Origin of the sequence: Mameliella sp. CS4, from assembly GCF_019392335.1 — a bacterium.
Taxonomy (GTDB): domain Bacteria; phylum Pseudomonadota; class Alphaproteobacteria; order Rhodobacterales; family Rhodobacteraceae; genus Antarctobacter.
The window spans coordinates 1-2,861 of the sequence record NZ_JAHXRQ010000059.1 but is presented as its reverse complement, the minus strand read 5'-3'; the positions used below and the strand labels follow the sequence as shown (position 1 = coordinate 2,861).

The window sequence follows — 2,861 nt, the reverse complement described above, 5'->3', positions numbered from 1 at the left end:
GGCGCCATTCCGTTCCATAGGACATAACTCCTGCAGCCTGCCGACCGATAGGTCGGCAGGCTTTTGTTTTTACGCCCTAATTTCGACCAGAATTCGTGCTCTCAGGAGAACCTGGCGGGAAGTTCGAACTTCCCGCGCGGAGCACGTCCATCAGCGTGATTTATTTCGGGATTAGCCCACAAGGCCAATATAGGAGGCGCGCGAGCTCTTGACCAAACGGACGAAGGGACCGAACGAGATGGAGAGCCTCAGTAACCTTAAGCTCGCGCAAGTATACCCGCTCGTGTCGGGCGACACAAATCTCAACTGCTGCGGTGATCCCGACTGCGGCAACTATGGCATCGAACCGGCGCCCACGAAGTATTCCTTCGTCGGCAGGGGAGCGCAGGAGAAGCGCCTTCGTGCCGCGATGTCCGATGCTTCCATTGCGAGGGGAGTCGGACGCTACAAGATCACTGCCGAAGGTGACAAGAAGCTCCACCGTGAGACCAGCGCCTTCGAGTTCGCCGGTGCTCCCAGGGCTTGGGAAGACGGCCGGATGCTCACCTGCTTGCACCAACGAGGGAACGCCGAATGCGGGGTGAGCGGGAGGCTGCTGTCGAACAGTGCCTACGAGGAAGAGCTGAACCGCCTCTGGACGCAGAATGGCACCCTGGAGGGCCCCAGGTGCGGGAACTGCGGGACCGGCTATCTGGAGGCCCCTCACGAGTTCGTCTTTAATGGAGCGAACGGCAAGCCATCGGGGTCGGTTGGCCGGAAGAAAGGCTCGAAGACGCGCGCGCGGTCGGTAAGGGTTATTCACAAGCCCTGCAGGGGCGCCCCAGGCGCGCGCTTCACGGTTTCCAGCGAGCACCGCCGCCAGAGGAGGCGCGATGACAACCTCCGCATTCTGGCGATGATCGTGAACGGCCATAGCCTACACGATATGCGCCGCATGCTTCGCACTCCGCGCGGCGAGACAGAGCCCGGGATGTCGCGCTTGTATGATCGGATCTTCTGGCTGGAAAAAGTCCTGCTGGCCTATGAGCGCGCCCAACTGGCGGAGTGGCGGGCGAAGGTCGATCGCCAACGTATCAAGGACGGAAAGCCCTATACCCACACCCGGATCGCGCATGACGATATCTCGATCAACGTGAACTGGGAGACGAGGACCGATCGGCGGCTGACACAGCTGAACTGTTCCATCAGCGCGGATATCAGGTCAGGTTATGTCTTCCGTTGTGATGTGGACTTCGACCCGACGGTCGACCCCCTGGACGTCGTGGAAGAACACTATTTCGGCTCCACGCAATCTGTCAGTGTCCGGAAGCAATACCGGAACAGCGATGGGACATTCACCGCGCCACTGATGCACTTCCAGCGGCCTACGGCCCGCTTCGACGAGCCTGCGCTCTTCGCGTCGGCAATCGGCAAGCTCCATCGTTTCATCTATCGGACGGACAAGGCTTTCGACGCTGCAAATCTCCCACTTTCCCCCGATGCAAAAAAGGCCCGAAGCGACGCCACAAGGCGGGCCGGGGAGATCGAGTTTCTACGCGACAAATGGTTCAACTTCGTCAAGCAGGAGCGCGACGGACGCGGGAGTTTCCAAGGCATTATGACCCGCGACACCTACACGAAAGCCGCATCGCTCGCCTGCGTGCGGGATATGATTCCGCCGGGAAAGATGACCCTGGTTGGCGAGCAGGAAGGCACGATGGGGCGTGTCGTGCCCCACATCTTTCGGGAAGATATCCTGAACGACAGGTTCGAATGGGCGATCGTCTCCTTCGACAAGGACGCCTCGAGCGACTGGATTGATCAGCGCAAGGACGAGTTCCACGTGAGCTTCGATGCCTGGCGGAATGCCTACCCCCATCTTGCGTATTGGGATGCGCTTCAAGCCTGGGCTGCGGCGAATACCGGGCCCGCGTTTCGGCCCCTGCGAGATGGCACCAGAAAGCCATGGCCGGGGCCGAACTTCGCCTCCAAGGCCTACCCGCGGCTATGGCTTCGCAGCCCTGTTCCCCGCGCCAACGAGGTGGACAAAGTCGTTGGGTTCCCAATCTTGTCGCCGCGCTATCGGTCCGAGTATCGCAAGCTCGGGTTTGACGATACGATCCAGGATCCAGAGCTGAGGGCGGCAATCACCAGAAGAATGACGATGGCCACTCTTCAGCCTGTGTCCACATTCCAGAACGCGCTGCGAAATCGTGTCAGCATCGTCGAACGAGCGGGGGGACGCAGTGCCCGAAAGGGCTCGAGCTACGTCAATGGCTCCGCATACAACCCGCGGGTCCTGATCGCGATGCTGAACATCTGGCGGATCTATTACAACTTCTTCGACTGGCGGACCTATGCATCCCCGGACGAGGACGAAAGAACGGCCCAGGAAGAGGATCAGCCCGCCACTCCAGGCAAGGCTGAGGGCGAGATGAACAGCAGACCGGCCAGAGCCGTGCGTCACCTCAAGGTGCCGGGAACCAATGAAACCATTGAAGTCCCTTTGCGGCGCAAGACCCGTGTTCGCCGAACAACGCCTGCGATGCGTATGGGGGTTCATTCGGCTCAATACTCCACCCCATCATCCGTGCGATCGGACGAGGAGATCGAAGGCAGCGCGGATCCCAATCGCGATCCCGACGAGGTGCAGCAAGAGATCCTACAAGCAGGGGAAGGCCTGGAGCCTGTCGACAAGAAGAAGGATCGGCGTCGGGACGATCGACCACGTCTCCCGAATCTCTCGAGGATCCTCTACCAGCCCTGGCTATTTCACGGCACTCCGATGTGGGGCAAGCTACAAGGCCGATAGCGCGCCATCGAAAACGGAAACGAGCGACAGAAAATCCGCCGCTCGTGTCCTACAACTCGGAATGGCGCCG

The 2,861-nt window shown here is 60.4% G+C and carries 1 protein-coding gene; it reads left to right on the top strand.

Going from position 1 to position 2,861, the window contains the following annotated elements; all coding sequences use genetic code 11:
* Positions 1 to 208: 208 nt before the first annotated feature.
* The gene (locus KZZ07_RS26440; RefSeq protein WP_219519854.1) at positions 209 to 2,791 is read left to right on the top strand and encodes a hypothetical protein; all 2,583 of its coding nucleotides are present in this window, start codon (positions 209 to 211) and stop codon (positions 2,789 to 2,791) included.
* Positions 2,792 to 2,861: the final 70 nt, after the last annotated feature.